Source organism: Bdellovibrio sp. (genome assembly GCF_036384735.1).
Classification (GTDB): Bacteria; Bdellovibrionota; Bdellovibrionia; order Bdellovibrionales; family Bdellovibrionaceae; genus Bdellovibrio.
In genome coordinates this window covers 1-6,812 of the sequence record NZ_DASVLT010000009.1, presented here as the reverse complement: position 1 = coordinate 6,812, position 6,812 = coordinate 1, and the positions used below count along the sequence as shown (strand labels likewise).

At 45.8% G+C, this 6,812-nt stretch carries 7 protein-coding genes and 1 tRNA gene; 7 read left to right on the top strand and 1 reads right to left on the bottom strand.

The features are described from left to right. From pilO to VF412_RS02575, 5 genes are all read left to right on the top strand, one after another. On the top strand, nucleotides 1-316 hold a 316-nt coding region (pilO, locus tag VF412_RS02595), incomplete at its 5' end, for a type 4a pilus biogenesis protein PilO (protein ID WP_331337641.1). Further along, complete coding sequence (locus tag VF412_RS02590) at nucleotides 316-1,041, top strand: pilus assembly protein PilP (protein WP_331337640.1); 726 nt, start codon at nucleotides 316-318, stop codon at nucleotides 1,039-1,041. The genes pilO and VF412_RS02590, both read left to right, overlap by 1 nt. A 24-nt stretch (nucleotides 1,042-1,065) precedes the next feature. Then, nucleotides 1,066-3,246 (top strand): type IV pilus secretin PilQ, encoded by a 2,181-nt coding sequence (gene pilQ / locus VF412_RS02585; protein WP_331337639.1) that lies wholly within the window; start codon nucleotides 1,066-1,068, stop codon nucleotides 3,244-3,246. A gap of 10 nt (nucleotides 3,247-3,256) precedes the next feature. Further along, complete coding sequence (locus VF412_RS02580; protein ID WP_331337638.1) at nucleotides 3,257-3,820, top strand: hypothetical protein; 564 nt, start codon at nucleotides 3,257-3,259, stop codon at nucleotides 3,818-3,820. A 145-nt stretch (nucleotides 3,821-3,965) separates the two neighbouring features. After that, nucleotides 3,966-5,276 carry a replication-associated recombination protein A gene (locus VF412_RS02575; RefSeq protein ID WP_331337637.1) on the top strand — a complete coding sequence of 437 codons (1,311 nt, stop codon included), beginning with the start codon at nucleotides 3,966-3,968 and terminating at the stop codon, nucleotides 5,274-5,276. Here VF412_RS02575 and VF412_RS02570 read toward each other — a convergent pair. Then, nucleotides 5,273-5,578: a cupin domain-containing protein gene (locus tag VF412_RS02570; RefSeq protein WP_331337636.1), complete on the bottom strand. Its 306-nt coding sequence runs from the start codon at nucleotides 5,576-5,578 to the stop codon at nucleotides 5,273-5,275. The genes VF412_RS02575 and VF412_RS02570 overlap by 4 nt on opposite strands. 224 nt (nucleotides 5,579-5,802) lie before the next feature. Between VF412_RS02570 and VF412_RS02565 the strand changes: the two genes are divergently transcribed. Beyond that, complete coding sequence (locus tag VF412_RS02565) at nucleotides 5,803-6,318, top strand: hypothetical protein (RefSeq protein ID WP_331337635.1); 516 nt, start codon at nucleotides 5,803-5,805, stop codon at nucleotides 6,316-6,318. A gap of 152 nt (nucleotides 6,319-6,470) precedes the next feature. Continuing rightward, a tRNA-Ala gene (locus VF412_RS02560) sits at nucleotides 6,471-6,546 on the top strand. Nucleotides 6,547-6,812: the final 266 nt, after the last annotated feature.

Sequence of the window (6,812 nt, the reverse complement as noted above, 5' to 3'; positions counted from 1 at the left end):
GTTATTCTCGATTGATATCAATAAATCTATCGACGGTTTTGCTCGCAATGCCGGTGTGAATGTGAAGGCAAAAAAACCAGGCGAGAATGTCCGTCGCGAAGTTGTTGAAGAAGTTCCGGTGGAAGTTTCCCTGGAAGGTAGCTACGCCGAATTGGCTCAATTTGTCTATTTGGTTTCTTCGGCAGAACGTATGTCTCGCGTGAAAAATATTACGATCACGGATCCAGGTACTGGTTTGAAAAAGTTGAAATTTGAAGGCCAGGTTGTGGGTTATAAACTTGCACCTGAAAAGCCTAAGACAGCGGAGAAGAAATAGTGAAGTCGGTAAGATGGATGCTATCTTACATTTTAGTTGCAGCCGTAGGACTTTGGCTCGCCTTTGCGGTGAGTATGAAGTTCATGGCTCCGGCTCACTCTCAAGGAGCTCCTAGTAACGGAGATCTTCCTCCGGAATTTATGAAGGAAGTTGAGTCTACACAAGTGCCTCCAGCAGGGACTCCGTCGGCAGCGGCGACTCCTGGTCATGCAGAATCAGGCACTAAACCGGGACCAGCTGCAACCCCAGGAAAGGCAGCTCAGCAACCTCCTGCGCCGCCAGCACAACCTGCGGCGCCTCCAGTAGCTCCGGCTCCGGAAGAGATGCCTTTAGGGGATGCCGTGAATGCACCACAAGCCTCAGGTTCATCGGATTCGATGCCTCGAGATGAATATATTTACGATCCAACCGGCAAGAGAGATCCATTTAAGCCATTCCGTGTGATTCGCACGAAGGTTGAAAAAACAGAGACCCCTCTTGAGCCTTTACAACGTTTCGAAATCGATCGTCTGCAAATCGTCGGCATCTTGTGGGATGTCAAAACTCCGCGTGCAATGGTGAAAGATCCAGACGGAGCTGTGTATACTGTCACTAAGAATTCTAAGATCGGTCGCAATGAAGGATATGTTGCAGCGATTCGCGAAGGGGAAATCGTCGTCGTAGAAACTAAATACGAAGATGGTAAAGCGATTAAAGAAAATCGCGTGATGGAATTTAAAAAGTAAGATTCTCTTTATAAGGAGGAGCTAATGAACGGATTCATTAGATTCATGATAGTAAGTGCAATGATTGCCACTTTGACTTCTTGTGCGAGTCATCCTTCTCGTACAAATGACGATCTCTCATTAGATGAGGGTGGCGAGGCTGCTGTAGCAGATGTCGCACCAGCTGAAAATAATAAAGCTGGTAACACAGACGAATTCTCTGACTTCGATGAAACTTCGCAAGATAAGCAGGCGAAGACTTCTCCAAAGCAGGCTGCTGCTGGTAATGATCAAGATCTTGCAATCGAAGATGAGATGAATCAGGCGGGCGGTCAACAGCCACCGGCCGAGGCAGCACCACAACAGGCGCAAGAGGCCACTCCTCCACCAGCGACGGAATCTTCTCCGACGGAAGATCCATTTGCGAATAGCGGCGTTGCTGATGCTCCGGCTCCACAAACAGAGCCACAAGCCGCAACTCCAGCTCCAGAGGCGGCGCCCGCGCCGACAGTTCAAGAAAGTTTGCCGACACAACAAGAGATTGCAGCTGCTCCGTCAGCGGCACCTGCCCATATCACTGATTTGAAATTTAAAGCCAATGAAACAGGTGGTACAGTGGTAGTTCAAGGGGATCGCCCGTTGACATTCACAACGCGTGCGAATCCCGATCTTCACCAATATATTGTCGAAGTCGATAATGCGATTTTGCCGGATCGTTTGAAACGTTCTTTGAACACAAGAGATATCAAAGGTGCTGTGGGCGCTATTGATGCCTATCAAAATCCGGGTTCGACAACAGCGCGTTTCGTGATTCAAATGCGTGACGGAGCTTCAGAACCAGCAGTTCAACAAGAAGGAAATAACTTGTTGATCGTTGCGGCAAGCGGTCAGGCTCCGGTTGCTAATGCTGAGGCAACAGATGAATCTCCAGAGTCGAAAATCTTACCGAGCCAAAATCTGACAGAGTTTTTGGCAGGTAATGCTCAGTTCTACGGTAAAAAAATCTCTATCGAGACAAACAGTATGGATATCCGCGACGCTTTGAACTTCATCACTGAAGAAAGCGGCGTGAACATGGTTCTTTCTGATGAAGTAAAAGGCAATGTAAGCTTGAAACTTCGCCAGGTTCCTTGGGATCAAGCTCTGGTTGTGATCATGCGCGCCCGTAAACTTGGTTACACTCGTCAAGGTAATGTCCTTCGTATTGCTCCCTTGGCAGATCTGAAAGCGGAAGAGGATGATGCAAACAAACTAGCGGCCGCTCGTAAAACTCTCGAGCCACTAAAAGTTCGCATGTTCCCCATCAGCTACGCAAAGGTGGACGAGCTTGAAAAGAAGATCAAAGATTTCTTGGGTGATCGCGGTAAAGCAGTCGGGGACCTTCGTACCAACGCTTTGGTTGTAACAGATATCGAAGACAACTTGGATCGTATCGCAAAATTGATCGCAAGCCTCGATACTCAGCCACAGCAAGTCTTGATCGAGGGTAAAATCGTCGAAGCCCAAGAGGACTTCACTCGTAATATCGGTGTGAGCTGGTCCTCTTCAGGTACGAATATCAAGCTTGGTAATTCAAGCCGTGGTCCAGTCAATATGACTCCGAACTTCAACGTGAATCCAGGTAAAGGCTCCGGAGGTCAAAACTTGAATTTCGGTTTGAACATTGGAACTTTGGATGTTTTCGGAAGTATTACGGCTGCTTTGGCATTGTCTGAAACTGAGAATAAGGTAAAAGTTCTGGCTTCTCCGCGCATCTTCACTATGAGTAATGAAAAAGCGGACATCAATCAGACGACCGAAGTTCCTATTAAGCAGGTAACGATCAATGGTACTTCGAACCAGACATCGTTCCAATTTAAGCCATTGACGTTAAAACTTGAGGTGACTCCACAGGTAACTTCAGATGGTTCTGTTATAATGAAAGTGACTGTAAACAGGCAATTCCAGGGTGCCATCGTGGATGCTCAATTGGGAAGTTTCTCTGTGAACTCTCGTGAAGCCAATACTCGCGTCTTGGTCAAAAATGGTCAAACGGCAGTTATTGGCGGTATCTATCAAAGTGATGCTACCGATAATGATACGGGTGTTCCATGGTTCCGTGAAGTGCCTTTTGTGGGCTGGTTGTTTAAGACTAAGAACTCGACAAAAAGTAAATCCGAATTGTTGATCTTCCTTACTCCAAGAATTATGGGACAAGTAGACAACAATGCATCGAAAGATCTATAGGGGGGAAGCCATGAGAAGTTTAATCGCATTAGCAATTCTTACGGGCTTTCTAACAGCATGCTCGGGCTCGGAAAATTTGACGGTTTCCACAACTTCAAACAATACGCTATTGATTCCAAGCACGGCCACTAGCTGTCTTGCGAAGTATCAGGCGGCTTCAGGCACGACGGCTACGGCCGATATTACATCGGCCTATTTCCGCCTGCCTCATATTACTTTTACGAAGCAGAACATCAATAACAATATGTATATTTCTCAAGTGAAGATCACCATGACTTTACCTAATTCTACTTCGGATTACTCATGTGTTATTGCAGGGGATGCGTTGTCAGCTCTTTATACCGTTTGGCGCAACAATGACGCTTCAACACCGGCGACATTTACTGACTCTGTGATTGCGTCGGGTACACAGGCGGTCACAACAGATTGCCCACTCTATTGCGGCGGTATCACTTCGGACACTTCGTTCTCGACGACGGCGACGATGGAAGTGGATGGCTACGAGCAGGCTCCAAACAGCGACGATCAAACCCCGGTCCGTACGACGACCTTCTTCACAGTCACAAATCAGTAGAAAAAAAAGGGCTCAAAAGAGCCCTTTTTTATTTCCCAGACCTCAGCATCAATCAAATATTCAATGATTCAAAACAATTAACATAGCTGAACAAGTCCTCCGGATTTCAGTGGGTTTTTCTGTCCGAATGGATTATAGATTCCCCATGGATTTATTCTCGGCCGCTGCGGTAAGTAATCACACATCTCCTCTATCTGAAATTCTTCGTCCCAAGAATTTAGATCAGATCATCGGCCAAGAGAAAACCTTGGGGAAGCAATCCAAATTGGGTCAAATGCTGCGCAAAGGATATTTGCCAAGCTTGATCATTTGGGGCCCTCCGGGGACAGGCAAAACGACATTTGCCCTGGCTTTGTCAGAGCATTTCAATGCTCACTTCGTAAATCTCAATGCCGTCGACACGGGAGCAAAAGCGCTTCGTGAAGTAGGTGAGCAAGGCCGAGATCGTCGTTTGCAATTCCAGCAAAAAACAGTGCTTTTCGTCGACGAAATCCATCGTTTCAATAAATCACAACAAGACGTCCTTCTTCCCTTCGTAGAAAAAGGCGATTTGGTTTTGATTGGTGCGACAACCGAAAATCCAAGTTATGAACTCAATCGCGCTCTCCTCAGCCGCTGTCGAGTGGTTGTTTTCGAACGTCTTAGCGAGGAAAATCTGCGTGAAATTTTAAATCGAGCTGGCGAGCACTACAAGAAGCCCATCGATAAAATCCTTCAACCAGAAGCGGTTGAAAATTTACTGCAATATTCCGATGGGGACGCCAGAAGGCTGATCAACAGCCTAGAAATCCTCTATAATTTCACAAAAGACTCAGAGGGGGAACTTCTCGACGTCGCTGAAATGCGCGAGCTTCTTCAGCAAAACCCTATCGGTTACGACAAAGCCTCCGAAATGCACTACGATCTGATATCGGCATTTATTAAAAGTGTCAGAGGCAGCGATCCAGATGCAGCCGTTTACTATTTGGCCAGAATGCTCGATGGCGGAGAAGATCCTATCTTCATCGCAAGACGTTTGATCATTCTTGCATCAGAAGACATCGGAAACGCCGATCCCCGTGGTATTTCCGTAGCAACAGCCGGCCTGCAAGCCGTTGAAGCTATTGGTTTACCTGAGGGAGCTATCACCCTCGCTCAAGTCACAACTTATTTAGCATCTTGCCCAAAATCCAACGCCTCTTATATGGCTCTCAACAATGCCCGAGCGCTGGTAGAGCAAACAAAAACTCTTCCAGTTCCTTTGCACTTAAGGTCAGCGAAGACCGCACTTGCGAAAGATTTGGGTTACGGAAAAGACTACAAGTACCCGCATAACTATCCGACAGGATGGACGGAGCAGGGTTATTTACCTGAAGAGATCAAAGACGCGAAATTTTACGAGCCTACAACTCATGGGTTCGAAAAAAATATTCGCGAATATTTAAATTGGATGAAAAACCGTCGTTCCGAAGGCTAAATGGCACGTTGAGCGCAGATGCAAATACATGGGGTTGTTCCATGGGCTGTATGTGCGTGCTTAGTGTTTGCAGGAATTTCAACTCGATCCCCAGGACGTAAAACAAATTGATTTCCAGAGATGTTGAAAAGCATTTCGCCCGCAACGATAATGCGCACTTCCGCAAAAGGATGGCGATGATCAGGAATTTTTGTTTGTGGCTCGTAAACTTCCTCGTAAGGCTCAAGTCCCTCTGATTCAAGAATCATTTGAACTTGCTCTTTGGTAGGAATGATAGGTGCTTGCCAACGTGTGATGATCATATTTTTACTGCCTTCTCTTTCTCGGTTGTTATCTCAAATCGAAACGTGAGAAACAAGTCACGGCGCGATTGATCTCGCTATGAAACAAGATCACGAAAATCTTTTCAAGTTTGGCCCAGGGCAAGAGGCCTGATTCTCAACTTTTTCGGATTTGCCGTTAAGTCCTTGTAGGGATTGTCGATATGCCTATTATAAGCAAGGACCCTGTTTAGGGGAGGGATATTTTGAGCAACTCCAAGTCAAAGTCGACACATGCGGAATTAGATCACATCTTGAATTTTGTCGATTCATCGAAAGGTCTTCGCGCGAAGATTAATGAATCGGGTCGAGTACAGATCCGTCAGGATCTCGATGGAAAACTCTTCTCATTCAGTTCGCAAGAAGTAACAGAGGTTCTTCATCGCGCAGACTCCGAAGGCAAGCCATTTATTCAAGTGAATTTCAAAGGAGGATCAAAAGTTCTTCTTACAGAAACACTTGTAGGATTCAAGCCTATAGAGACATTAGGGTTGGATATGTCCCGCATTCCTAAAGTCGTAACAACTCCAGATCTTGTCAGTGTATACGAAGCTATTGAAGAATCTTTGGGTGCAGATAGCGGCCTAGATACAGAGGTTGAGATTCTCAAAAAGGTCTACATGGCTATTATCACAGGCGGTGAAAAGGTCGGATTCGACTTGAGTACAGAGCGTAAGTGGCTAAACCGACTCCTTGCGTCTAAATTCAGAGCGAGTGCCTAAATCCGAACAGAATCCATAACTTAAATTGGAATTGCGAATAAACGAGGCAGCAGGCCTCGTTTATTTATTGAGCAGAATTAAGTCACTCATTAAACTTTCGAAAAAAAGCTATTGACCTTTTTCGGGCCCTGAGCGAAAACCAGTCCCACTTCGGGGGCATAGCTCAGTTGGGAGAGCGTCTGATTTGCATTCAGAAGGTCGCAGGTTCGATCCCTGTTGCCTCCACCAAGTTTTTCTATTTTTAGGACTTTTGTCGAACGACGAAAAAAATAAAAAAAGAATGTTGACGAGGACAAAAAACAGAGTAGTATCTGTTCCTCGCGCCGCTGAAAAGCGGTGAAATTTTTGAACGTTTCGCTCTTTGAAAACTGAATAGCTAGAAGAAAAGATTTTTGGGCTCTTAGTTGAATAAGCAATTATTCGACACAATTTCAAAAATATTCGAACAAACAACAGCGTAAAAGCTAGCTTGTTTGGGATGAAACAGAATTTAA

Bases quoted from the DNA above. Each gene is read 5' to 3' on its own strand.
- pilQ (WP_331337639.1), top strand. From the start codon at position 1,066: ATGAACGGATTCATTAGATTCATGATAGTAAGTGCAATGATTGCCACT.
- VF412_RS02580 (WP_331337638.1), top strand. From the start codon at position 3,257: ATGAGAAGTTTAATCGCATTAGCAATTCTTACGGGCTTTCTAACAGCA.
- VF412_RS02575 (WP_331337637.1), top strand. From the start codon at position 3,966: ATGGATTTATTCTCGGCCGCTGCGGTAAGTAATCACACATCTCCTCTA.
- VF412_RS02570 (WP_331337636.1), bottom strand. From the start codon at position 5,578: ATGATCATCACACGTTGGCAAGCACCTATCATTCCTACCAAAGAGCAA.